Below are 23,262 nucleotides of genomic sequence, written 5' to 3'. Positions count from 1 at the left end.
ACTTCTCAGTCACACCGATACCGCTCGACTTTCTCCTCGTCCACCGTGATGCCGAGGCCCGGTCCGTGGGGCACCGGATACGCGCCGTCCTCGACTTCGAACGGTTCCTCGATGATGTAGTCGTCCCAGCCGTAGTACGTGCTGTCCGGCGGGAGGTTGATGCCGGGCGTGCTCGCCACGGTGTGGAGCACCGCGGCCGTCTTGACACCGAGGTCGAACCCGCAGTGGTGTGAGACCGAGACGCCCGCGTTGGCCGCCATGGCGACCTGGTCCCGGACGGCGAGGATACCGCCCGCCGGAACGAGGTCCACGACGGCCACGTCGATGGCGTCGGCCTGCAACAGAAAGCGGAGGTTCCGCGGGAAGTAGGTGTCCTCGTTGACCGCTATCGGGGTTCGGACGCGGTTTCGGAGCGAGGCGTAGGTTCCGTAGGTGTCGATGCGGACGGGTTGTTCGAGATACTGGAGTAGGATACCTTCCTCTTCGAGGCGGGTGGCGACGCGCACCGCGTCCTCGAACGCCCAGCCCTGATTGGGGTCGAGTCGGAATTCGAGTTCCCCGTCCACCTCGTCGTGCATCGCGCGGATTCGCGCTACGTCCTCGCGCCAATCCGGCCCGGCCTTCGTTTTCAACGTGGAAAAGCCATGATCGACCGCTCGCCGGGCGTAGGTACGCGACTCCTCGGGTCCGAGGATGCCGAGACAGGTCGCGATATCGACTTCGTCGCGGGTCTTGCCGCCGAGCAGTTGGTACACCGGCGCGTCGAGTTTCTTTCCGAGCGCGTCCCAGAGTGCGGTTTCGACGGCCCCCAGGAACGGCCGGACTTTCACGTATGGGAAATAAAACGACTCGACGAAGTCGCGGATGTCGCCGATTTCGCGCCCGACGAGTTCCGGCGCGACCACGTCGTCGATGACGGCCTTCGTCACCGTGGCGGATTTCATGCCGACGAGCATCTCCCCCCACCCGGTTACGTCCTCGTCGGTCTCGACTTTGACGAGCATTCGCGTGACGGATTCGACTTGGTCGTGGTTGCTCACGTACGGTGCGAGACCCAGTCCCGATTCGAGTGGCTGGACACCCATCTCTACAGGGATGGCTGACACGTTCGTAACCGACATATCTCACCCTCACAGCCCACCTACAAATAACTCTCCACAGCGGCGGTTTCGTACCCATCGCCCGGAGAACTTATGTCAGGGAATCGTGTTCGGGCAACTGATGACTACGGAGACGCTGGGGGTCCTCGTCGTGGGCGCGCATCCCGACGACTGCGACCTCAAAGTCGGTGGTGTGGCGTGCAAATATGCCGATGACGGTCACGACGTGTTGTTCCTCTCGATGACGGACGGTTCCGCCGGGCACCACGACCTCCAGGGGGAGGAGTTGGTGCGACGACGACGCGAGGAGGGAAACGCGTCCGCGACGGTCGCCGGTGCGGAATTCGAACTGTTCGACGTTCCGGACGGAAAACTCCAACCGTCGCTCGAAAATCGCGAACGACTCATCGAACGGATCCGGGAGTTCGGTCCCGACCTCGTGATTACCCACCGCCCGAACGACTACCACCCGGACCACCGCTACACGGCGCAACTCGTGCGGGATGCGGCCTACATGGTCGCCGTTCCGAACGTTTGCCCCGAGACGCCCGCGCTCGAATCGAACCCCGTCTTCGCGTACATGAGCGACACGTTCGACCGACCCAATCCGTTCTCGCCTGACGTGGTGGTCGACATCGACGACACCGTCGAGCGCAAGTTCGAGATGCTCGACTGCCACGACAGCCAGATGTACGAGTGGCTTCCGTACGTGGAGGGGACCATCGACGAGGTGCCCGACGACCCTGGCGAGCGGTTCCGCTGGTTGCGAAACGGTGGCCTTCCTCACGTCCGGGCGCTTTCGGACGTGGCTGGCCGGTATCGCGACGGACTGGTCGAACGGTACGGTCCGGACGGTACGGACGTCCAGTACGCCGAGGCGTTCGAGGCGAGCGAATACGGAACGCCGCTGACCGAGGACGAGGCGGCGCGACTGTTCCCGTTCTGACGCGAACGATAGGATTATACCCCGAGGGTTTGACACCGGGAACAATGACGAACGTTTTGCTCGCTGGCGAATCGTGGACGACCGTGCAGTTCGAAATCAAAGGGAGAAACGTCATGCACGACAGCGAATATGGCGAATCGGCCGACGAGTTCATCGAGACGCTCGAATCGGTCGGCGCGTCGGTGACCTATCAACCGTGTCACGTCGCCGCGAAGTCCTTCCCGCGGACGGCCGAGGAATTGGACGAGTACGACCTCGTCCTCCTGAGCGACATCGGCGCGGACTCGCTCCAGATAACCGACCGAGTCGCGGCGGGCGATACCGACGCCGACCGCTGTGCGGTGCTGGCCGACTGGGTCCGTGACGGCGGCGCGCTCGGCATGATCGGCGGTTACATGAGTTTCGCCGGAAAGGGCGGACAGGCACGCTACGGCATGACGCCGCTCGCCGACGTGCTTCCCGTCGAAATCGCTGCGGGGGACGACCGCGTGGAGACGCCGAGCGGCGCGGTGCCGAAAAACGAGGGCGTGCCGGACGCCGACCTGCCGGACGAGTGGCCGCACGTCCTCGGCTACAACCGGACGACTGCGAAACCCGAAGCGGAAGTCTGGGCGACCGTGCAGGACGACCCGTTCCTCGCCATCGGCGACTACGGCGACGGGAGTTCGTTCGCCTATGCGACGGACTGCGCGCCACACTGGGCACCCGAAGGGCTACTGTCGTGGGACGGCCTCCCGACGCTCTGGGAGCGCGTTCTCGACCGTGTCTGTTAGCTTCCGGATTCGGGTTTCTGTTTTCGACCCGGCTCGTTTCACATTACGAAATTAGCGTTCCCGACCAAATCCTCACGCGAACGGCGAATCTATTTATTCCATGCCGCGTGAGACGTTCGTATGCCGAACGAAACCATCTACGAGGAGTTGGGTGTCCCGCACGTCGTCAACGCGACGGGGACGAAGACGAGGATCGGTGGCAGTCGCATCCGACCGGAGGCAGTCGAAGCGATGGCCCGCGCGTCAGCGGCGTTCGTCCGCCTCTCGGACCTGCAGGCCCGGGCGAGCGAGTTGATCGCCGACGTGACCGGCGCGGACGCGGGATACGTCACCTGCGGCGCGTCGAGCGCTCTCGCACTCGGCGCGGCGGCGTGCATCGCGGGAGACGACATCGGGGCGATGGCGCGACTACCGGAGACGGAGGGCGTGCCGGACGAAATCGTCATGCCACGAACCCACCGAACTGGCTACGACCACGCGCTCCGCGCCGCTGGCGCGAACATCGTGGACGTGGGATCGAACGACCGCCACCTCGGAACCGGGTCGCGCAACGTCGAACCGTGGGAGATTGCGGACGCGATAACCGAGAACACGGCCGCCGTCGCGTACATGGAGAAGTCCTACACCGAACCGCCGCTCGAAGTCGTCTGTGACATCGCTCACGACAACGGCGTTCCGGTCATCGTGGACGCGGCGGCCGAACTCCCACCCGTAAGCAACCTCTCGGCCTTCATCGAGGCCGGTGCCGACCTCGTCGCGTTCAGCGGCGGGAAGGCGATTCGCGGCCCGCAAACGACCGGCATCCTCGCCGGACGGAAGGACCTCGTCCAGTCCGTCGCGGCCCAACACCTCGACATGCACGCGGCCGAGGACGTGTGGGAACCGGCCCCCGAACTCGTGAATCCGAACGAACTCGGCGGCGTCCCGCGACAGGGAATCGGTCGTCCGATGAAGGTCGGCAAGGAGGAACTCGTCGGTCTGATTCGCGCCCTCCAACTCTTCGTGGAGGACGACCACGACGCCCGCGTTTCGGAGTGGCTCGACCGCTCGGAGCGAATCGCCGAGCAACTCGACGCCGTTTCGGGATACGAAACGCATCTCACGGCCGACGACAAAACCGCCGTCGCGCCGGAGGTCGTCGTCAGCGTCGATGCCGAACTCGCGGGCGTCACCGCGACCGACGTGGTCGGCGGCCTGCGACGCGAGGAACCCCGGGTCTTCGTCGGCGCGGACGCGCTCACGGATGGTGAGTTCACGGTCAACCCGATGTGCCTCACGGACGAGGAGGCGGAGTACGCCGTCGAACGAATCGTCGCGCAAGTCGAGAAATAGCGAGCAAAACAGTGTTATCAGCCTCCGCGAGCAAGTGACCGAGGAAGCTTGGGAGGGTGAGGGCGGTGCGGTCTTCATTCCCGCTCGGTCGTTGAAATCACAAACCAACCAAATTCAGCTCGTAGCGAGCGATTGAGAGCTTTCTATTCCATCCCAACCTCCGTGGCGTGTGCTGGCGGTGCGGTTGCTGTGCAGTCCCATTAACGCTAGCAACTGCGGTGTTTGACGTTGGTGTCTGCGCTTGTTGCTGTGGCTGCTGTTGAGAATTTGCGGTGCTATCGACACCGACTGAACGGGGACCAAGTCCTCGAAAGCCCCCCACCCGCTCGCGGCCGCTCCACGAGATATTCTCGTGCTCCCCACACTGTCCGCACGGGAATAGTTGCTCGCGGAGACGGCCACGTAAACGCGAGCGGGTGGCCCCTTTTAGTCCCGCCCTGTCGGTTGATCGCACTGGCGAAATTTTGGCGGTCGATTGGATTGGCGACTCCCCAACGGTCAGGTTACCGTCACCCGTCCCGGAGATTCCCCATCCGACACTCGTCTCAAAACACTGCCGACGAAGAAACGAAGTTCGACCCTAAACGACGTTACAGCGTGTCGAATTCGACGACCGTCTTGATGACATCGTGGCCGGATTCGAACGCCTTTTCGGCGTCTTCGGGGTCGTACACGCCGGTTATCAGTTCGTCGGTGAGCCAGTCGGGGAATTCCGCGAGCGACGTTTTAGCCATCTCGTAGTGACGGACGTTCGAATTGACGCTACCGAGTAGCGCCTTGTTCTGGAGCACGATATCCCGGTGGAGACGACCACCGTCGATTTCGAACGTGTGGTCGCCCGGAATGCCGAGCAGGGCGGCGACGCCGTTCGGCGCGAGGGCATCGACGGTCTGGAAAGCGTGTGGCGCGTAGCCCGTGGCCTCGTAGACGAAGTCGATGGCTTCGTGGGCGTGGGGGATGTCGTCCACCGGAATCTCCCGCGAATCGACGTACGTCGCGCCGAGTCTCTCGATGATGTCGATGGTCGGGTCGGGGCGGTCCCGGCGGCCGAGACAGTAGGCGCGGTCGAAATCGTCGTGGGTCACGAGCATCGCCAAGGTGAGCAACCCGAGCGGACCGTTGCCGAGGACGAGGCCCGAATCGGGCGTCCACTCGAACGCCGAGCGGCTAGCGTAGGCGTACTCGATGGCCTTCTCGGAGTTGCTGATCGGTTCGACCAGAAATCCGGTCTCCGCGAACTCGTCGGGGACGGGGACGAGGTACTCCTCGGGGCTGGTGAAGTACTCGGACATGTAGCCGTGCGCGCCAACGATACCGCGTTCGAGGTACGTTCCGTCGGGCGCGACATCCGGTTCGCCGCGTTCGAAGTATTCGTTCGGCTCGCCCGACGGTCGTCTGACCGTCGGGACGACGAGGTCGCCCGCGTCGAAGTCGGTTCCGTTCGGGTCCTCGACCACGCCGACGGCCTCGTGGCCGAGAATCTGATAGTCCTCTCCATCCGGATAGCCGCCGTGGTTTCCCTGTATGACTTCGTGGTCGGTGCCGTCGATACCGACCCGGAGGGTCCGGACCAGTGCCTCTCCCGATTCCAGGGTCGGCTTCGGAACGTCGATGAGTTGTGGGCCGGGTTCACCGCGCCGAACTGCGACTGCTCTCATCCCATCACCTCCTTACTCCTCATCACTCCTCCCGGCGAGCGCTCGCGACGACTTCGATTTCGACGCCGATGTCGATGGGCAGATCCTCGACTTGGACGGCGCTTCGGGCCGGATACGGCGAGGAAACGTAGTCGGCGTACACCTCGTTTATCTCGTCGTAATCGTCCATGTCCTGTACGAACACGGTCGCTTTGACCACGTCATCCAGCGAACGCCCGGCGGCTTGTAAGACGGCATCGATGTTTTCGAGCGTGTGCGCCGTCTGCTCGCCGATGGTGCCCTCGACGATTTCGCCCGTCTCGGGGTCGACGGGACCCTGACCGGAGACGTAAATCCGGTTCCCGTCGCGGATGGCCTGCGAGAAGGGGCCGATGCTCGGCGGCGCGTCGTCGGTGCTGATCTCTTCCATTCAGTTCACCTCCGGGATTGCCGCGGCGGTGGTCTCGATACGGACTATGCATTCGCTTCGATGGAGTGTGGTACCGGTCATCAAACCGTGTAATCAAACCGCTGAATTATAAAACCCGCCGGACGCGCCACTGAAGGTTGGGAGAACGGTATCGGGAAAACGAGAGAAGCTACGCCTCTTCGTCGTTTCCGCAGTCACAACCGCCCGATTCAATCAGTTCGACCGCATCGTACTGCTTTCCGCAGTCCTCACAGAACAGGCGAACGTCGACCAGTACGTCGAACGAACCGAGCGAAATCCGGTCGGTGTCCCGAAGCGTCCGGAGCGTCTTCTCGCTGACGGCCGCCGTCCGACTCCGAAGTCGTCGGATCGTCTCCGCGCCGCGTTCCACGGATTCCTCGTCGGACGGCGTGTCGGGACTCTCCGCGCCGCGCCGTTTCGTGAGGTAGGTGTGGACGGCCTGATGTGAGACGAAATCGGAACGGAGGCGCTCGACGTCCACGCCCTCGCGCTGGAGGGTGGTTTCGGCCTCGGTTCGCATCCCCGCGCTCACGTCGTCGTCGGTGAGGAGTCGATACGTGTTCGGCACGTCGCCGTCGAGAATCGTCATTCCGGCGTTCTCCATCGCGACTCGAACCAGTTCCCGGTTCACGTCGTCGGCCAACTGTCGAAGGCTACGTCGCTCTTCTCCGTCCGCGGTCCAACGATGCACCAGTTCCTCGTCGAAGCCCGAGAGATCGTACTCGCGGAGTACCCGCGCAACCTTGCTGTTCGGCACCTTTTCCTCGGCTTTGGTTCCGCCGTCGGTCATTAGTAGACAGTAGGACGATAGAAGCGCAAAAGCGTACCGACTGAGCGAGTCCACCGTCGACCGAAGGTCGCGTTCACGATTCGTCAGCGGATTTGTCGTCCGAGTTCGGGTCGTTATTTTCTTCTTTTTCGCCTCCCTCGTCCGCCTGCACGTCGTTGATTTCGTCCGTCTCCTCCTCCGTCGCCGTCTGGACGTCTTCGATGTCGATGGCCGAACCGAGCTTCTCCTCGTCGATCGCGGATTCGAGCGTTTCACGGTCGGTGACAGCGTCGAGTCCGTCTTCCTCGACGGCCGACTGTATCGTACCCGCATCGACGGCTCCGCCGACATCCTTCCGCTTCACGACCGATTTGACGGCGCGTCGTACGGCGATATATCCGAGGACACCGGTCCCTCCGGCGGCGACCGCACCCGGAATTCCGTATCGTTTGTAGCCGAACTTTGCCGCCTTCTTCCCGATAGTGAGTGGTCCGAACATCGTTATCTAGCAGCGGTCGAACTCGTCTAAGGCCTGGGCTTGCATGTGAAACTAACTCACCACCCGTCGGCGAATGCACGTGATTTCCGGTTCCATCAACGATCTACGGATCATCTTTCAAGAATTTTATTGATGCTGCAAATGACCATAATATTGTCAGTTTAGGGATCTGAACCGATCATATCGTATGGTCAGGGCGGGTTTGGACGAAATTCACACCTTCCACCGCTTCTGGCCAAGCTTAGCTCGGACTGGATGGTCCGAATGCTCGAATCCAGTTCAAGTTGCGTCGGTCGGTGACCACTGAAACGAGTAGCAACGACCGTACACAGTGTAGAAACCCCACCTTGAGGGATCATAATTTCCAAATATTTTCACGGTACAAAAACGGGATACGGGCAATATTCATCACAGAAATAATCGCTTTCGAATATATGCATTCAATCACACATTAACCTAGCTCTGCCACTGGTAGCAACGCCATCCGATGGATGCGTTCCGTGTCGCATGGACGGTCGGCGGGGTTCCGGGAACGGATCGTACCGAGTTGTGGTCGGGTCACGCATGCGAACGAACAAAAGTCTCGCTCACGTACTCGTCGGCAAGTAGATGACACGCACGCTACGGCTTCCGAACGGGGAGACGGTCACGGAGGACGACCTCATCCTCTACAACGGCTACCCATATCGGGTTCGCTTCGTGGACGACGACGAGTACGAGTTCGAACTCGCACCGCTCTACTGGGGCGACAGTGGAATGGACATTCCCTTCGCCGACCGGGAAGCGCTCGAAGACCAGTGGGAGAGCGATTCGCGGGGGACCCTCTCGGAATCGGAGTGGGAGAAATGGGTCGCGGATGCGCGTCGGGACTCGCAGTTCTCCGACGAGGAGGTGAACGAAATCGCCCGCGAACTGTCGATATCGACTGGACTGCTGGACCGCCTCCGACAGCTGTTTTCCCGGTAATCGGATAACTGAACTCCGACACTGAAACTTCCGGGGAAGTCACGGTTATCCGTTTCGCGCGGTAATCCCGAGTATGGAACTATCGCTCGTGGACCTCGCGCCGATTCCGGAGGACGGCACGGCGACGGAGGCGTTCGAAAACACGCTCGAACGCGCACAGCACGCCGAACGGCTCGGATACTCTCGATTCTGGGTGGCCGAACACCACGACTTCACCGACCGGCTCGCCAGTACGACGCCCGAAGTGCTGATTTCCCATTTGGCCGCCCAAACGTCCGATATCCGCGTCGGGTCCGGGACGGTACTTCTGAATCACTACAGCCCGTACAAGGTGGCCGAAACGTTCGGCGTCCTCGACGCGCTCGCCCCGGACCGCATCGACCTCGGACTCGGACGCGCGACGGGGAATCCGGTCTCGGACTTCGCGCTCCAGAACGAGCGGAGCCAACAGCGGAACCCGAACGACCACGCCGAAAAGATAGACGAAGTGACGAAGTACCTCTACGGCGGCTTCGACGACGACAACCCCTTCAAGCAGTTGTCCGTCGCGCGCTCACGCGACGGAATTCCGGACGTCTGGGTGCTCGGCTCCAGCCCGTCGAGCGCGGCGGTCGCGGGCGAATTGGGGCTGCGCTACTGCTTTGCGTCGTTCATCAGACCCAAGCCCGCAGTCCGGGCGTTCGAGGTGTATCGGGACCACTTCCAGCCGTCGCCGAACGGTGCGGGACCGGACGAACCGTACGGCATGATCGCGGTGAACGTCACCTGTGCCGAGACGGACGAGGAGGCGGCACGGCTTCGCGCGGTCCCGGAGGCGACCCGACAGCGACTGCAGCAGGGCCGCGTGAGCGAGGACCCGATCTACTCGGTCGAGACGGCTATCGACGAACTCGGTGGCGTCCCCGACCCAACGCCGGACACCATCGTTCCGCACGAATGGCCGCGCCAAATCTCCGGCAGTCCCGACACCGTCCGCGGTCTGTTGGACCAGATGGCCGATCAAACCGGTGTCGAGGAAGTCATCGTGCAGAACCAGTTCGCGAACCAGGAAGACGAACTCCGGTCACACGAACTGCTCGCGGACGCGGTCGGATTGACGCCACGGTAACCGGGTAAATCGCGCCTCACGATAACGGGGAAACGCGCCTCGCCCCACTACATGTCGAACATGAATCGAAGCACGGCTCCGAGGGCGAGGGTGAGTATCCCGAGAATCGTCGCGATGGGGGGAATCGGGATGAGCAACAGGACGATACCGGCGAGGATCACCGTCGAAGAGAGTCGAACCATACCGTCGGATACCAGCGACCAGCGGATAGGAGTTGTGGCGGAACTCCTGTCCCCTTCACTGCGCCGTCCAGCCGCCGTCCACGGTGAGACAGCTTCCGGTGACGAACGAGGCGGCGTCGCTGGCGAGAAAGAGGACCGGTGCGGCGATTTCCTCGGGTTCCGCGAAGCGGTCGATCGGGGTTCGGTCGATGATCGACTGTCGGAGTCGGTCGTTCGCTTCGAGGCCCTCGGTGAGGTCGGTGCTGACGTAGCCCGGAGCGACGGCGTTCACCCGGACGGTCGGTGCCCAGTCGAGCGCGAGGCTGCGCGTGAGTCCGACGAGGCCGTGTTTCGACGCGACGTACGGATGCTGGCGCGGGAGGCCGACCATCCCGCCGACACTGGCGATGTTGATGACGCTCCCGCCCGATTCGTGTAACCGCTCTGCAGCGTGTTTCGAACAGAGGAACGCACCGCGGAGGTTGACGTCCATCACCGAATCGAAGGCGTCTGCGGAGATGTCCTCTGGCTTACCGAGCGCGTCGTCCGGGTTGAATCCGGCGTTGTTCACGACGATATCGGCACCGCCGAGTTCCGACTCCACGCGGTCGAACAGTTTCGTAATGTCGTCCTCGTCGGCGACATCGACGGGCGACGCCAGAGAATCCGCGCCACGATTTCGGACGTCCTCGACGGCGGCATCGACGGCCTCCTCGCTACGGGACGTGGGAACGACGGCCGCACCAGCGTCGGCGAACGCCTGCGCGATGGCGAGCCCGATACCCCGCGTTCCGCCGGTCACGACCACGACTTCCCCTTCCAAATCGAATAGTTCGTTCGACATCGTGTGAAAACAGGACGACAGACCGGATTAACTTTGTGTGGAATACACATCTCCATCGACGTTCACTCATCAAAGTGAGCACAAACAGGGGGTTTTCCACGATGAGCGATACCTCCGGGTGTACGCCTTCGTTCCTGTGTTCACAATCGAATATTTGAGATGTGTCATGTTTAGTTATTCCTAAATTATATAAAAAGGCAAAGAAATACTCTTTTTATGCTATGGTTCAACGGTAGTACCGATAGCGAGGATCAAACCAATGAGTATCCGTAACCAACGAAAGACTTCTGTCTCCCTGAATCCCCTTACCGACGAGTTTCAACCGATAGCCCTGCTCCAACTGCTTTTGATACCACTCCTCTTCGTCGTGGTTCTCCTTCGCGTGCCGAACGCACCCGAACAGTACGGGTCGTTTCATATCGACATGCTCTATCTCTACCTCGCTCCGGTTTTGTTGCTCATGTACAGTTATTACAACCGGGACCGGAACTTGTGGCTACATATCGCGCAAGTGTGCGTACTGATACTGCTGACGTTCGTCCTCCTGCGACAACACAACAAATACATCCCGCCGGACGGACGGACTTTCCAAGTCGCTTTCGTCTTCTTACTGTACGTTCTGTACCCGATTCTCGGCCATCGCCTCGTGGAGTTCGTTCGAAGTCGGGCGCTGTTCATCGGCGCGTATTCGGTGTTGCTTGGGGTGTTTTTCTATCACGTCAAGGAAATGAGTGCCGGATCGACGAAAGCCTCGTTCGTCGTGTACGTGGCGCTCATCTTCGGACTGAGCCTCTTTTTCCTGCCGAGATACGTCAATCGTAACGTCTTCCTCTGGGCCGTATCGCTCATCTCCGCATTCGCTGCCGTGGTGGGTCTTCCGGCGTACATGATCGGGGACTACCAACTGTCGTGGCTGCAAATCCAACTGTTTCAAGCGACGTTCGGCCTCCCGCTCTTCGGTCAAACCCATTTCCTCCAGTCGATATTCGCGAACCCGAACACCACCGGAATCGTCGCCTTCGCGGGCGCGTTCGGGGCGCTCGTGTTGGCGAGCGATTCCGTACGACACAGGCGGTACGTCGCGGCCTCGGTGGCGATACCGCTCCTGCTGTTGAACGTCGTCGCCCTCGTCCTCTCTTACTCCCGATCATCGTGGCTCGCGTTCGGCCTGGCATCTATCATTTACGTCGGATACCTGGCTTTCGACCGTAGAAGTCTCCCATTCACCGTCGTCGGTTTGGGAGCGATAACGATTCTGTTCCTCGGTGGGATTCTCTTCTCGGTACTGCCGATAGACGCGAGCGGCCGATTCGTTCTCTGGAAAGCCGGCGTTCGGGCCGTCTACCACGCTCCGTCACCGATCGGATACGGGGTCGTCAACACGCACGACGTCATCGCTCCGTTCATTTCCGTCGAGAGGATGCGTGGACGCTCCCCGCACAACTCATACGTGGAGATATTCCTCCAGGTCGGTGTGGTAGGCGGGCTCGCGTACCTCACACTCGTCGGGGGAAGCATCCTCGAAGGAATCGTCCGGCGGGACAGCGTCGACGTTGCGATGCTCGCGTTCGCGTTCGGATTCGCGGTCCATCAGATGTTCGAAGCGTACACGCTATTCAACACCGAAATCGGGTCGGTCCTCTCGGCGCTCGTGTTCGGCTATCTCATCTGCGGCTATCGAGACTGAGCGAATTCAAACCACGATCTTGTTTATTCGATACTTCTCCGAAACCAACACCAATTCAAGATTGGTAAAAGGATTAGAGTAATCGAAATATTGCGGCCCACAGGAACAGGGAAACGAGTACCGAAAGGAGGAATGCGGTCCAGAAACCGGCGAATTCTGGGAGTTCTAACTTAGGGCCTGCGATCGCCATCTATAGTACCAATTTACGTTCACAGACTTATCTCTTGTAGGGTTAACATGGACAGTCATTAAGTAGACAGACGGCACGCTCGACCCACACTGAAGTTTTAATCGAACAGGTAATCAGTATATCATTGTGTATCTTCGTCGAACTAACGGGAAACGACAGAAACCGAATCGCCTATAGTCCTCGACAAATATTCCCACGTAATGGTCGATACCTCCCTCGTAATTGCATTTGTAACGGGTATTCTGCAGGGAATTTTCGAATGGCTACCAATATCGAGCGAGGGTAATATCACTCTGTTTCTCCGTGCGATGGGAAAACAACCGGAAGCGGCCCTTCAGTTTTCGCTCTTTCTGCACCTCGGAACGGCTATCGCGGCGACCGTGTACTATCGCGGCGAGATACAACGCGTCCTCGAATCGCTTCCGACGTGGCGTCCGCGTTCGGCGTTCGATGAACGGCAAGCCGAACTGTCGTTTATCGTCGTCGGAACGTTCGCGTCGGGTATCGTCGGCATCCTCGCGTACGCAACCCTCGACGCAGTCGTCTCGGACCTCGCTGGCGGCGGATTCGTGGCGCTCATCGGCGTCCTGCTGATCGGAACCGGTATTCTGCTTCGCACCGCCGACCGATTCGAACTGGGGAACCGAGAAACGCCAACGCTGCGGGATGCAGTGCTCGTCGGAAGTATGCAAGGCCTGTCCATCCTTCCGGGCGTTTCACGGTCGGGGACGACCGCCGGAACGCTCCTCTTCCGGGGATACGACGGCGTGAACGCATTTCGCCTCTCGTTTCTGCTGAGCATTCCGGCGGCGGCGGGTGCCGGAATGTTGGTAGTCCTCAAGACGGGGGCGCTCCCGACCGTTTCACTGAAAGCCGCGGTCATCGCTATCGGAACCAGTGCCGTTATCGGCTACCTCACCATCGATGCCCTACTACGGGTCGTCGAACGAGTGTCCTTCTGGGCCGTGTGCGTCGGTATCGGAACGCTCGCAGTCCTCGGTGGCGTGTTCCTCTTTACCCTGTGATTCTCAAATTCCGATTATCGTATACCCGAGTCCGAACACGCCGAGAATGATTCCGATGGCAATCAACGCTTCATCCCTCGTCATCGTTTCGTTGTAGTATCTCGGTTCATCCAAGATAGTATTTATGTAATATCTAAATCACGATTTTCGTCCGACGGTCCACCCGCTTCCACGCCCCTAGAGAACGAGGAGACCAATGAAGGGAAGCCACAAAACGATTGACAAGATCCCTGCAAGGAGGTATCCCTTCCAGAACGGGTAATACCCCGAAGACCGAGTAGTATCCACGTTCGCGTTCATGTCTTAATTATGATGAACGCTGATGATCACTATTGTAATGATTCCTCTACGGATGTGTAGGGAGAGATTACCGAGTACATCCGACCTCCCGTTTCGTGACGCTGATAAAGCCGACGAGAGTCAACCCGTCCAATCATAACGAAGAATAACATATGAATATCTATCAAATAACTACTCTATTTATTATAATAGATCCAAAAATGATTACAAGCGTTAATTGGACGTAGCATTTATGACTTTGTAATACCTACGTCAGTTAAATAATGCCCTCCGGATTTCGTTATCGTTTCACGAGTATCACGGGAACGATCCTTTTCGTCTCCGTTGCGGTCATCGTCGCCAATAGCTCCTCGATACAGGGGTTCGTAACGACCACGTTCCCGATAATCGACCAGCTCCAGGCGGTGCAACTGCCACCGACGCAGATCGGTATCGCCGGGGTCCTCACGGTCTTCGTCGTTACGGCGTGCCTTGCCCCGATGTACAAGCCGCGTCCGCGGCGGATACTCGACACCCTGTTCGTCACCGAAAAACGGCTCCTCATCGCAGTTCTCGGGCTCGCAACGATAGGCTACTTCGACTATACGTATCGGCTCCCGCGCTCGACGCTCATCATCGTCGCCGCGTTACTCTGCGTTCTCCTCCCGCTTCTGTTCGTTACCATCCGCCGACGACCAGCCATTAAAACCGACTGTCCCATCATCATCGGGGACGACATCCGCTACATTCGGGACGTTCTCACTGTTATCAACACACCCGTGTTGGGGTACGTTTCGCCGTTGAGCGGGGCCGAAATCACGGAGCGGGAACGAGAGCAAGTCGCCCCGGACGGCGGCACGGAACAACCGTTGGCGGGCGTGGAACGGCTCGGTGGACTTTCCCGGTTGGAGGACGTCCTGCTCGAAAACAGCGTCGATACCGCCATCCTGGCGTTCTCGACCACCGACCGAGCTGAGTTCTTCGGTGCGCTCGACACGTGTTACAAACACGGCGTCACCGCTAAGGCACCCCGCAGACAGATAGACAGCGTTCTCACCAAGGCGGAGGCGACGGAAGACGACGAATTCATCGAAATCGCACTCGAACCGTGGGACTGGCAGGATTACCTCCTGAAGCGGTCGTTCGACATTCTGTTCGCAGCCAGCAGTCTCCTCCTGTTCGCCCCGCTCCTCGGACTCATCGCGCTGGCGGTCAAACTCGACAGCTCCGGTCCCGTGTTCTACAGCCAGGCACGAACCGCGGAGTTCGGCGGCACGTTTCAGGTGTACAAGTTCCGGAGTATGGTTACCGACGCGGAAGCCGGAACGGGCGCAAAATTAAGCGAAGAGGACAAGGGGGAAGTCGACCCTCGCGTCACGCGTGTGGGGAAAATCCTCCGACGGACTCACTTGGACGAGATTCCACAACTGTGGTCGATTCTGGCGGGAGATATGAGCGTCGTCGGTCCCCGGCCGGAGCGACCGGAACTGGACACCGATATCGAAACGGGCGTCGTCGAATGGAGAAAACGATGGTTCATCAAGCCCGGTTTGACCGGTCTCGCACAGATCAGCGACGCAACTGGGCACGAACCGGCCAAGAAACTCCGATACGACATCGAATACATCCGACGGCAGTCGTTCTGGTTCGACGTACAAATCGTGGTTCGACAGCTGTGGGGAGTGGTCAGGGACGTTGGAGACCTCGTCAGTGGCGAAGACGAGCAGTAGTTCGACGACACGTCGCGACTTCTCGTGTCGTTTCCACGAGTGTTTATCACCGCTCATTCCCCGGTGCAGTCTTTTTCGCATGAACTCCGCATCAGCTCTGTTAGCGTGAACTCCGCACCGGTTACGACGGCGTCACCCCCTTTCGTTCGTCGCTCGTCGTTCGCCGATGACGCCACGTACCACTGGACGTGTCACGCGTTCGTTTTCCGGAGGGAGGAACACACGATCCGGAGGGAGGAACACACGATTCAGTGGACGAAGGAAGCGTATTTCGAAAAAGACGGGTCGAAAAGGGTCCGTTCGTTATCTCGCTCGATTCACGGTCGTCAACAGGAGGAGCGCCGCGAAGCCCGCATACACCAAGCCGGAATCGGGGCGGGTGACCGCGAGCGCGATGAACCCGACCGCACCGAGGAGGGAACACAGATACGCACCGACTGCTACCGCCGCTCTGATCCTTCGGGGGATTACCTCGTCAAACGGTGTCGGCGTTCCGATTCCCCGTGTCAGCAACAGCAGTCCGAGACCGAAATAGAGGGTCGTCTGCCCGCCGGAAACCGGAAGGAGGACGATCAGACTGAGACCCATCAGTACAGCGGCGGCCGCGACACCCGTCGCGAGTCGAGCGGTCGGAAGCCGGGTTGTACTCGCAGCGAATCGATCGACGACAGTGGCGTCCCGAAGTCGCGATAGCGGAACGGCGTACAGCGATTCGGTGGCGACCCAACCGAGGGCCAACATCGTCGCGGAGAGGAGGAACCCGTACTCGCGGATGGTCACCCAGTCCGGGAGCACCCACGTGAGTATTTGGAACGACTTTCGATACGACTTTTCGAACGACGACAGGAAGGCCAACTTGGAATCCTCCTTCGACGGCATGACCTCGTCAAACCTGTCACGCTGGCTCGCCATGGTCGGCCCGGTCGGTTCGTCACCGTACTGGAGCCGTTCCACGTCGTAGACGGAGCGCTCGACGTGATACTCCCAGACTATCTTTCGATCCGGGGTGACCTCGATGGCTCGGTCGTTGAGCGTGTCGCCGATGAGCGTGTTTCCGTTCGGAAGTCGATCCGCATCGCGCGGCCAAAGGAGGTCGCCTCGATAGCCCCAGGTAAGCTTCCACTCTCCGTCCGACCGCTGGTACTCGACGATCCGGTTGTTCTCGCTGTCCGCGACGAGCACCGTCAGCGGGTCACGCGTGAGGACGAGCGGATTGTGTTGCTCGTAGAGAATGTCGTAATCGTCCTCGTGTCCCAGCGTCCAGTCCGTCTTCTTCGTTTTTTTATCGACCTGAATGACTCGGTCGTAGTTGCGAGGGCTGAGAACGACGGACGTACCGTTGTTGCCCAGCGCGATGTTGTTCAAATGAGTCCTGCCGCCACCTGCGCTCTTCGGGTAGTGATTTTTGAATTTGTATTCCCACGTCGTCCGGTTCGTTCGGGAATTGTAGATATACGCTCGGTCGTGTCTCTTATCAGCGATTGCATAACGGTGGCCCCCCAGATAATCGATATCGTGCGTATCGAACGGAACATCGAACTTCTCCAACTCGGTGCCGTTGCGCCAGTTCATCAGTACGGCAACGCGCTGAAACTGGTTCGGGCCGGTTTGTTCACCGGCGACGAACAAAATACGATCCCGTCCGATCGGATCGATATCCATGTACCGGCGATACTTGTCGTGCTTCCAGATGAGCCGTTTCGTATCGGTTTGGACGGCCACGAGTTTACCGGCGTGTTTGTAGACGTGCGTCGACCCTCCTTGCGTGGAGATGAACGTGACGTTCTGTGCGTTCTCCCGTAGTTCCCCGTCCGTTGCGAGCGCCTTATTCGTCGTGAGGGCTGTAAACGCCACTGGGACCAAGAGGGTGATGATCAACAGAACGGCTACGATACGAAGCGTATTTTTCGTTGAGACTGGCATCCCGTACGATCTCATGGGTATTCATTACAACACCGATAGAAGTAGTTTTCTCCAAGAATACTGGAATTGTGTTAAACATGCGTGTCACGAGACAGAATTTCGAATATTTAAATGGATACTGGAATATAGAATCGGGAGAGACGATTCCCCTGCAATAACGGTGACGACACCGAACGTCCGAGATTCGAAAAAAGCGTTCGTCAGTAACTGATTCCGACAGCGAAACGAACCCCGTTCGGGATCACCAGGTGAGACCCTCGTAGACGATACCCTCGCGGCGCTGAACGATACGACGGCCGTCCACGACGACCTGATCCCGCATCGAATCGAACTCGTCGTCCAACGCGGCGAACTCGTCCCAATCGGTAACGACGAGCGCCCCGTCCGCCCCATCGAGCACCGTCCGCGCGGAATCGACGTACTCGATATCGGGGAAGTGTTCGCGCATGTTTTCGGTCGCCACGGGGTCGTACGCCACGACGGTCGCGCCGCCGTCCTGTAACCCTTCGATGATCGGAATCGCACGGGAGTTACGAACGTCGTCGGTTCCCGGTTTGAACGCGAGTCCGAGCACCGCAATGTGCTTGCCCTGAAGCGGGACGTGGTCTTCGAGCAGTTCGAGCAACCGCTTGGGCTGTTTCTCGTTCACTTCGATGGCCGCTTCGACGAGGGACGGTTCGTATCCCTTCTCGTGGGCGGCGGCGACCAACGCGGCCGTGTCCTTCGGGAAACAGCTTCCACCCCATCCGACGCCGCTGCGAAGGAATCGCTCGCCGATACGGTCGTCCAATCCGATCGCGTCCATGACCTCGTAGGCGTCAACGTCGTACTCCTTGCAGATGTTTCCGAGTTCGTTGACGAGGCTAACCTTCGTGGCGAGGAACGCGTTGTTCGCGTACTTGATCATCTCCGCCTCGCGGATACCGGTTTCGACCACAGCGGGATCGGACGATACGATAAGCGGTTCGAAAACCGCCGACAACCGTTCGTTCGCACGTTCGTTCTCCGTTCCGAGGACCACTTTGTCCGGACCGAGGAAATCATCCACCGCACACCCCTCACGGAGGAATTCGGGGTTCATCGCCACGTCGAAGTCCTCCCCTCGGGTCTTGCCCGAGGCGTCCTCGATGATGGACCCGAGTACGTCCTCGGTTGTTCCGGGAACGACGGTACTCTTGACGACGACGAGGTGATAGTCGTCTTTCGACTCCAACGCCTCGCCGAGCGAACGCGCTCCCGCCTCGATGATCGACGTGTCGATACTACCGTCCGGACGGGACGGGGTCGGTAGCGCGAGGAACGTCGCGTCGGTTTCGCGGACTGCACCGTAGTCCGTCGTCGCCGTGAGTCGGGTTCCACCGTGCTCGGCGACGAGGTCGTCCAATCCGGGTTCGTGGATGGGGGCCCGTCCGTCGTTGAGCTGTTCGACGATGCCCTCGTCGATGTCAATGTTGGTGACCGAGTGTCCGAGGTCGGCGAAACAGGAGGCGACCGTCGTTCCCACGTACCCACTCCCGACGATGCTAAGCTTCATTAACAAGGGTACTAACTCCAGCTTCCTTGAAACTTAGTGTATTATTCGTCTAAAGGTATTTATGTCTTGAATTCAGCTTAAGAAGTATGAAAGCTGTCGTCCTGGCGGCTGGCAAGGGTACCCGTCTTCGACCCCTCACGAACGACAAGCCGAAGGGCTTGGTCGAGGTGAACGGCAAACCGATCGTCACTCACTGCTTCGAGCGTCTCGCCGAACTCGGCGCCGAGGAGTTCATCGTCGTCGTCGGCTATCGCAAAGAAGACATCATCAGCTACTACGACGACGAGTTCGATGGGATTCCGATCACCTACACCCATCAGCGGGAACAGAAGGGACTCGCACACGCGCTGTTGACCGTCGAGGAACACATCGACGACGACTTCATGCTGATTCTGGGCGACAACATCTTCGACGCGAACCTCGAAGACGTGGTTCGTCGGCAGCAAGAGGACCGAGCGGATGCCGCGTTCCTCACCGAAGAGGTACCGTACGAGGAGGCAAGTCGATTCGGCGTCTGTGACACCAACGACTACGGCGAAATCACGGACGTCGTCGAAAAGCCCGAGGACCCACCATCGAACCTCGTGATGACCGGGTTCTACACGTTCTCCCCGGCGATTTTCCACGCCTGCCATCTCGTCCAACCGTCGAACCGCGGCGAGTACGAGATCAGCGAGGCCATCGACCTCCTCATCAGGAGCGGTCGTACCATCGATGCGATTCGCATGGATGGATGGCGCATCGACGTCGGCTATCCCGAGGACCGCGACGAGGCGGAGAAGCGACTCTCGGACGAAGAAGCGGTTAGTTCGTCCGCGTAGGCCACTTCGTACCGTCGTTGCTATGTCGATTAGCCACCGATCCGTCGAACCGGTACCACCACAGATATCGTGAAAACTATCCGACATAGGAAACGGATTTAAAAGAGGGAGATTCATACAAAGGTGAATGGTCCATACACCAGCCTCTAAAACCGTCCTCGTCACCGGCGGTGCGGGATTCGTCGGCAGCCATCTCGTCGATGCACTCGTTCGGGAGAACGACGTCCGAATCCTCGATGACTTCAGCACCGGGAAGCGCTCCAACGTAAACGACGACGCGACACTCATCGAAGGCGATATCCGCGATTCCGAGACCCTCCGACGTGCAACGGAAGATGTCGACCTGATATTCCACGAAGCGGGTGTCGTGAGCGTTCAGCAGTCCGTCGAGGACCCGATATCGGCGAACGAAGTGAACCTCGACGCGACGCTCGCGCTGCTCGAACGCGCGCGCGAACACGACGCCCGCGTCGTCCTGGCTTCGAGTTGTGCGATTTACGGGCAACCGACCGAGATTCCGGTTTCGGAGGACGAACCGTTCTCCCCCTCGTCGCCCTACGGTTTGCAGAAATCCGCGCTCGACCACTACGCCCGCCTCTACGAGGAACTGTACGGATTGGAGACCGTCGCGCTCAGGTATTTCAACATCTACGGCCCTCGCCAGTCGAGCGGGGATTACAGCGGTGTCATCAGCATCTTCAAGCGCCAAGCGACGAACGGCGAACCGATTACCGTCGATGGCGACGGCGAGCAAACGCGCGATTTCGTCCACATTGACGACGTCGTACGGGCCAATCTACTGGCCGCGACGACCGACCACGTCGGCGAAGCGTACAACGTCGGCACCGGCACGAGCGTCACGATAAACGAACTCGCCGAGACGATTCGGGACGTCTCCGGGTCGTCGTCCGACATCGTCCACACGGACCCCCGTCCGGGGGACATCCAGGAGAGCGAAGCTGACATCTCGAATGCGAGTGAAAAGCTGGGATACGAGGCAACCGTCCCTCTGTCCGTTGGTTTGGAATCGATCATCGACTGACGAATGCGGACGGATGGTCAGTTGACATCCCTGGTCGATGTCCAAATATCGATGGAAGTGCCCGACAAGAACTGAATGAACCCGGACGCGAAAGCGAGGTTCATACTGAGAAAGTACGCCGGAATTCCGAACAGCGTCGAAGACCGTGCGCGCGGACTCGTCATTCCGACGGCTGCCGCTCCGTAGCAAACTAATTGTCCCGCCAGTAGCGTAATCACGGGCAAGGACGGAACGAGTAATGCGAGGGCGGCGTTCGACAGCAGGACGAGCAATAACACCGCAGGCAAACACCATCTGAGAACTTTATGCGAGAAAAACTCGAACGCGACGAGACCGTGGCGAGGGGAGAGTAGCGTTCGATACCAAACGAGGGACTGGTAGTTACCGGCACCAATCCTGATCCGTCGTCTGTACTCCTGCCATAAGTCTCCCGTCGTCCGTTCGGTCGCCTTCGCCGCATCGACGAATACGATCCGACGACCGTTTTTCGCCTGCTGTAGGACCACGATAAAATCGTCCGTGAGCGCTGCCTCCGGAATTCGTTCGAAATCATCCCGCCGTAGCGCGAGCATACCACCATTGGCACTCACCGTCGTTCCCAGTTTTGATTCGAGTTTTCGAATCCCGAGTTCGTATTTCCAATACGAGCTCTCCGTACTCTCCCCCTCGGCGTCAACCAACCGAAGGGACCCTGTCGTCAGTCCCACATCGTCGTCAGCGAGTGGTGCAACTAATTCGGTTACGGCATCGGAATCGTACATCGTATTGGCGTCGGAGAACACTAGAACGTCCCCGGTCGCCTCAGCAACTGCTCTGTTGAGAGCATAACTTTTCCCACGTCGTTCTTCCAAAGGGAGGAGTCTCGTCCGAGACCCGGTGTGCTGTTCGACGATAGCGTCCGTCCTATCGGTTGAATCCGAGACGATAATACAGTCAAACCCACCGGCATACTCGATGGCCTGTGTATTCTCGATTTTTTCTCGTATAACTGCTTCTTCGTTGTGAGCAGCGACGATCATAGTAACAGACGGACGGACGGTTCTATCCCTCTGATCGTTTCGGTCCACGAACCTCGATAAAACGATGAGGACGAGTGGATACCCGACATAGGTGTAAAGTATCGTTAATATGCCGAGAATAAAGACGAGTGACACTAAAAGTGCGATCATCGTTCGATTGTTGTTGAGAGCATAAGTTAAGAGTTGGCGATAGTGATGCCGATTCAGAAAATCGAGTCCCAAGTTTGTTCGATCTTTTTTGCCGATTGTTGCCACGAAAATTGGGTCGCCCGTTCCCGGCCGAGTTCTCGATACTCCTCTCGTGCGCCCTTATCCTCCCACAGATCGTGGATCGCTTGGCTGATCGTAGCGGAGTCCCGAGGATCGACGGTGATCGCTGCATCCCCCACTACCTCCGGAAGCGACGAGGTATTCGACGTGATGACCGGTGTACCGGATTGTATCGCCTCCAAGACCGGGAGCCCGAACCCTTCGTAAAGTGAAGGGAAGACGAAAATTTGTGCCATGTTATACAGGAGGGGCAAATCTTCTTCCGCGACGTAACCGGTAAAGGTGATTTGATCCTTGAATCCACACCGTTGGTACACCGCTTTGAACTCTTCGTCTGCGAGTTGCTCTTTGCCGACGATCACGAGAGGAGGGCGCTCTTCGTCGTCCATCATTGATAGCGCGTCGATAACCGTGACCAGATTCTTCCGTGGTTCGATGTTTCCGACATACAGGAGAAACCGGTCGGGTAGTTCGTACTTCCGTTGGAGGCGATCGCACGTTTCCGACGATAGATCACGTGGTCGATATCGGTCGTTCGCTGCCCCCGGTGCTACAGAGATCCGTTCAGGTGAGATATCCCGATACTTCCGGAGATCTCGTTCGGAGTGGTGTGAGACCGTGATGACACGATCCGCCTTTTTCACTGCTCTGCCAAGAAATGCTTGGAGGTAAATACGATACAACCGGGGGTGTGCGTCCGGATAGGTCCGGTGAATCATGTCATGGACGACGATAGCGCTCGGTCCGTCGAATAGGATGGGCTGGACGAAGTTAGGTCCGAAGAACGCGTCTATTCGATCCTGCTTGAGTGCTCGTAACAACGTTACGTTCACCCACCAGGCGGGAGCGGCAGGACCTAATAAATCATCCGCCAGACGAGGGGCACTGATCGGTCGCCAAACGAGCGTGGTATCCTCCGGCGTTTCGATGGATACCGGGGATTCGTCCGTCCGGTCGTTGTAATATGCATACAGTGTCTGTCCCGCGAAGGCACCGGACTCAATGATGTTAACGAGATAGTTGCCAACTCCCGAGATGTTCCCGACGAGTGTTCGCGCGTCAATGCCGATCTTCATCGATCCCTATTTTCTGATGTGGCTCCATAATAGATTCTACCTTCGAACTGGAACGTCAGTCGTTTACTAAGGTTCATCTC

The 23,262-nt window shown here is 59.1% G+C and carries 21 protein-coding genes; 10 read left to right on the top strand and 11 right to left on the bottom strand.

What is annotated here, in order from left to right; genetic code table 11:
- Positions 1-5 precede the first annotated feature (5 nt).
- Positions 6-1,121 (bottom strand): mandelate racemase/muconate lactonizing enzyme family protein, encoded by a 1,116-nt coding sequence (locus NKF26_RS21425; RefSeq protein ID WP_253228767.1) that lies wholly within the window; start codon positions 1,119-1,121, stop codon positions 6-8.
- Between the two features lie 100 nt (positions 1,122-1,221).
- Here NKF26_RS21425 and NKF26_RS21420 point away from each other — a divergent pair, with 100 nt between their 5' ends.
- From NKF26_RS21420 to NKF26_RS21410, 3 genes are all read left to right on the top strand, one after another.
- Entirely contained in the window at positions 1,222-2,046 is an 825-nt protein-coding gene (locus NKF26_RS21420; RefSeq protein ID WP_253228766.1) for a PIG-L deacetylase family protein, read from the top strand.
- 44 nt (positions 2,047-2,090) lie between these two features.
- Complete coding sequence (locus tag NKF26_RS21415) at positions 2,091-2,819, top strand: glutamine amidotransferase (RefSeq protein WP_253228765.1); 729 nt, start codon at positions 2,091-2,093, stop codon at positions 2,817-2,819.
- Positions 2,820-2,939: 120 nt separating this feature from the next.
- Positions 2,940-4,151 (top strand): aminotransferase class V-fold PLP-dependent enzyme, encoded by a 1,212-nt coding sequence (locus NKF26_RS21410; RefSeq protein ID WP_253228764.1) that lies wholly within the window; start codon positions 2,940-2,942, stop codon positions 4,149-4,151.
- A gap of 590 nt (positions 4,152-4,741) precedes the next feature.
- On the opposite strand, the gene NKF26_RS21405 is transcribed toward NKF26_RS21410, so the two are convergent.
- From NKF26_RS21405 to NKF26_RS21390, 4 genes are all read right to left on the bottom strand, one after another.
- Complete coding sequence (locus NKF26_RS21405; protein WP_253228763.1) at positions 4,742-5,809, bottom strand: glucose 1-dehydrogenase; 1,068 nt, start codon at positions 5,807-5,809, stop codon at positions 4,742-4,744.
- Positions 5,810-5,831: 22 nt separating this feature from the next.
- A complete protein-coding gene (locus tag NKF26_RS21400) occupies positions 5,832-6,218 on the bottom strand; it encodes a RidA family protein (protein ID WP_253234865.1) in 387 nt (128 codons plus the stop codon).
- A 169-nt stretch (positions 6,219-6,387) separates the two neighbouring features.
- Positions 6,388-7,029, bottom strand: coding sequence for a rod-determining factor RdfA (gene rdfA, locus NKF26_RS21395; RefSeq protein WP_253228761.1), 642 nt, complete (start codon positions 7,027-7,029; stop codon positions 6,388-6,390).
- 73 nt (positions 7,030-7,102) lie between these two features.
- On the bottom strand, positions 7,103-7,507 hold the full coding sequence (locus tag NKF26_RS21390) for a hypothetical protein (RefSeq protein WP_253228760.1): 405 nt from the start codon (positions 7,505-7,507) through the stop codon (positions 7,103-7,105).
- 609 nt (positions 7,508-8,116) lie between these two features.
- Between NKF26_RS21390 and NKF26_RS21385 the strand changes: the two genes are divergently transcribed.
- Both NKF26_RS21385 and NKF26_RS21380 read left to right on the top strand, forming a co-directional pair.
- Positions 8,117-8,473 carry a hypothetical protein gene (locus tag NKF26_RS21385; RefSeq protein ID WP_253228759.1) on the top strand — a complete coding sequence of 119 codons (357 nt, stop codon included), beginning with the start codon at positions 8,117-8,119 and terminating at the stop codon, positions 8,471-8,473.
- Positions 8,474-8,546: 73 nt separating this feature from the next.
- Positions 8,547-9,581, top strand: a complete 1,035-nt coding sequence (locus NKF26_RS21380; protein ID WP_253228758.1) for an LLM class flavin-dependent oxidoreductase — start codon at positions 8,547-8,549, stop codon at positions 9,579-9,581.
- Positions 9,582-9,628: 47 nt separating this feature from the next.
- Here the strand turns inward: NKF26_RS21380 and NKF26_RS21375 are convergent, their stop codons facing one another.
- Positions 9,629-9,763 (bottom strand): transporter, encoded by a 135-nt coding sequence (locus NKF26_RS21375; RefSeq protein ID WP_253228757.1) that lies wholly within the window; start codon positions 9,761-9,763, stop codon positions 9,629-9,631.
- A 55-nt stretch (positions 9,764-9,818) separates the two neighbouring features.
- Positions 9,819-10,586: an SDR family NAD(P)-dependent oxidoreductase gene (locus NKF26_RS21370; protein ID WP_253228756.1), complete on the bottom strand. Its 768-nt coding sequence runs from the start codon at positions 10,584-10,586 to the stop codon at positions 9,819-9,821.
- Between the two features lie 259 nt (positions 10,587-10,845).
- On the opposite strand from NKF26_RS21370, the gene NKF26_RS21365 reads away from it, so the two are divergent.
- The 3 genes from NKF26_RS21365 to NKF26_RS21355 all read left to right on the top strand — a co-directional run bounded on the left by NKF26_RS21365 (position 10,846) and on the right by NKF26_RS21355 (position 15,497).
- A complete protein-coding gene (locus NKF26_RS21365; protein WP_253228755.1) occupies positions 10,846-12,273 on the top strand; it encodes an O-antigen ligase in 1,428 nt (475 codons plus the stop codon).
- 390 nt (positions 12,274-12,663) lie between these two features.
- Complete coding sequence (locus tag NKF26_RS21360; RefSeq protein WP_253234864.1) at positions 12,664-13,488, top strand: undecaprenyl-diphosphate phosphatase; 825 nt, start codon at positions 12,664-12,666, stop codon at positions 13,486-13,488.
- A 563-nt stretch (positions 13,489-14,051) separates the two neighbouring features.
- A complete protein-coding gene (locus NKF26_RS21355) occupies positions 14,052-15,497 on the top strand; it encodes a sugar transferase (protein WP_253228753.1) in 1,446 nt (481 codons plus the stop codon).
- A 303-nt stretch (positions 15,498-15,800) separates the two neighbouring features.
- On the opposite strand, the gene NKF26_RS21350 is transcribed toward NKF26_RS21355, so the two are convergent.
- Both NKF26_RS21350 and aglM read right to left on the bottom strand, forming a co-directional pair.
- Complete coding sequence (locus NKF26_RS21350; RefSeq protein ID WP_253234863.1) at positions 15,801-17,351, bottom strand: aryl-sulfate sulfotransferase; 1,551 nt, start codon at positions 17,349-17,351, stop codon at positions 15,801-15,803.
- A gap of 310 nt (positions 17,352-17,661) precedes the next feature.
- Positions 17,662-18,954, bottom strand: a complete 1,293-nt coding sequence (aglM, locus tag NKF26_RS21345; RefSeq protein ID WP_253234862.1) for a UDP-glucose 6-dehydrogenase AglM — start codon at positions 18,952-18,954, stop codon at positions 17,662-17,664.
- 86 nt (positions 18,955-19,040) lie between these two features.
- On the opposite strand from aglM, the gene aglF reads away from it, so the two are divergent.
- Both aglF and NKF26_RS21335 read left to right on the top strand, forming a co-directional pair.
- Positions 19,041-19,775: a UTP--glucose-1-phosphate uridylyltransferase AglF gene (aglF, locus tag NKF26_RS21340; RefSeq protein ID WP_253228750.1), complete on the top strand. Its 735-nt coding sequence runs from the start codon at positions 19,041-19,043 to the stop codon at positions 19,773-19,775.
- 127 nt (positions 19,776-19,902) lie between these two features.
- A complete protein-coding gene (locus NKF26_RS21335; RefSeq protein WP_253228749.1) occupies positions 19,903-20,817 on the top strand; it encodes an NAD-dependent epimerase/dehydratase family protein in 915 nt (304 codons plus the stop codon).
- Positions 20,818-20,834: 17 nt separating this feature from the next.
- Here the strand turns inward: NKF26_RS21335 and NKF26_RS21330 are convergent, their stop codons facing one another.
- Both NKF26_RS21330 and NKF26_RS21325 read right to left on the bottom strand, forming a co-directional pair.
- Positions 20,835-21,986 carry a glycosyltransferase family 2 protein gene (locus tag NKF26_RS21330; RefSeq protein ID WP_253228748.1) on the bottom strand — a complete coding sequence of 384 codons (1,152 nt, stop codon included), beginning with the start codon at positions 21,984-21,986 and terminating at the stop codon, positions 20,835-20,837.
- A gap of 53 nt (positions 21,987-22,039) precedes the next feature.
- Positions 22,040-23,182, bottom strand: coding sequence for a glycosyltransferase family 1 protein (locus NKF26_RS21325; RefSeq protein ID WP_342766350.1), 1,143 nt, complete (start codon positions 23,180-23,182; stop codon positions 22,040-22,042).
- Positions 23,183-23,262: the final 80 nt, after the last annotated feature.

The sequence above is a fragment of the Haladaptatus sp. AB618 genome (genome assembly GCF_024136965.1).
Taxonomy (GTDB): domain Archaea; phylum Halobacteriota; class Halobacteria; order Halobacteriales; family Haladaptataceae; genus Haladaptatus.
The sequence above is the reverse complement of the archived record's forward strand: the minus strand, read 5'-3'. Positions and strand labels throughout refer to the sequence as shown.

Bases quoted from the DNA above. Each gene is read 5' to 3' on its own strand.
- NKF26_RS21330 (WP_253228748.1), bottom strand. From the start codon at position 21,986: ATGATCGCACTTTTAGTGTCACTCGTCTTTATTCTCGGCATATTAACG.
- NKF26_RS21385 (WP_253228759.1), top strand. From the start codon at position 8,117: ATGACACGCACGCTACGGCTTCCGAACGGGGAGACGGTCACGGAGGAC.
- NKF26_RS21375 (WP_253228757.1), bottom strand. From the start codon at position 9,763: ATGGTTCGACTCTCTTCGACGGTGATCCTCGCCGGTATCGTCCTGTTG.
- NKF26_RS21410 (WP_253228764.1), top strand. From the start codon at position 2,940: ATGCCGAACGAAACCATCTACGAGGAGTTGGGTGTCCCGCACGTCGTC.
- NKF26_RS21380 (WP_253228758.1), top strand. From the start codon at position 8,547: ATGGAACTATCGCTCGTGGACCTCGCGCCGATTCCGGAGGACGGCACG.
- rdfA (WP_253228761.1), bottom strand. From the start codon at position 7,029: ATGACCGACGGCGGAACCAAAGCCGAGGAAAAGGTGCCGAACAGCAAG.
- NKF26_RS21360 (WP_253234864.1), top strand. From the start codon at position 12,664: ATGGTCGATACCTCCCTCGTAATTGCATTTGTAACGGGTATTCTGCAG.
- NKF26_RS21400 (WP_253234865.1), bottom strand. From the start codon at position 6,218: ATGGAAGAGATCAGCACCGACGACGCGCCGCCGAGCATCGGCCCCTTC.
- NKF26_RS21335 (WP_253228749.1), top strand. From the start codon at position 19,903: ATGGTCCATACACCAGCCTCTAAAACCGTCCTCGTCACCGGCGGTGCG.
- NKF26_RS21365 (WP_253228755.1), top strand. From the start codon at position 10,846: ATGAGTATCCGTAACCAACGAAAGACTTCTGTCTCCCTGAATCCCCTT.
- aglM (WP_253234862.1), bottom strand. From the start codon at position 18,954: ATGAAGCTTAGCATCGTCGGGAGTGGGTACGTGGGAACGACGGTCGCC.
- NKF26_RS21415 (WP_253228765.1), top strand. From the start codon at position 2,091: ATGACGAACGTTTTGCTCGCTGGCGAATCGTGGACGACCGTGCAGTTC.
- aglF (WP_253228750.1), top strand. From the start codon at position 19,041: ATGAAAGCTGTCGTCCTGGCGGCTGGCAAGGGTACCCGTCTTCGACCC.
- NKF26_RS21420 (WP_253228766.1), top strand. From the start codon at position 1,222: ATGACTACGGAGACGCTGGGGGTCCTCGTCGTGGGCGCGCATCCCGAC.
- NKF26_RS21325 (WP_342766350.1), bottom strand. From the start codon at position 23,182: ATGAAGATCGGCATTGACGCGCGAACACTCGTCGGGAACATCTCGGGA.
- NKF26_RS21390 (WP_253228760.1), bottom strand. From the start codon at position 7,507: ATGTTCGGACCACTCACTATCGGGAAGAAGGCGGCAAAGTTCGGCTAC.
- NKF26_RS21355 (WP_253228753.1), top strand. From the start codon at position 14,052: ATGCCCTCCGGATTTCGTTATCGTTTCACGAGTATCACGGGAACGATC.
- NKF26_RS21425 (WP_253228767.1), bottom strand. From the start codon at position 1,121: ATGTCGGTTACGAACGTGTCAGCCATCCCTGTAGAGATGGGTGTCCAG.
- NKF26_RS21370 (WP_253228756.1), bottom strand. From the start codon at position 10,586: ATGTCGAACGAACTATTCGATTTGGAAGGGGAAGTCGTGGTCGTGACC.
- NKF26_RS21405 (WP_253228763.1), bottom strand. From the start codon at position 5,809: ATGAGAGCAGTCGCAGTTCGGCGCGGTGAACCCGGCCCACAACTCATC.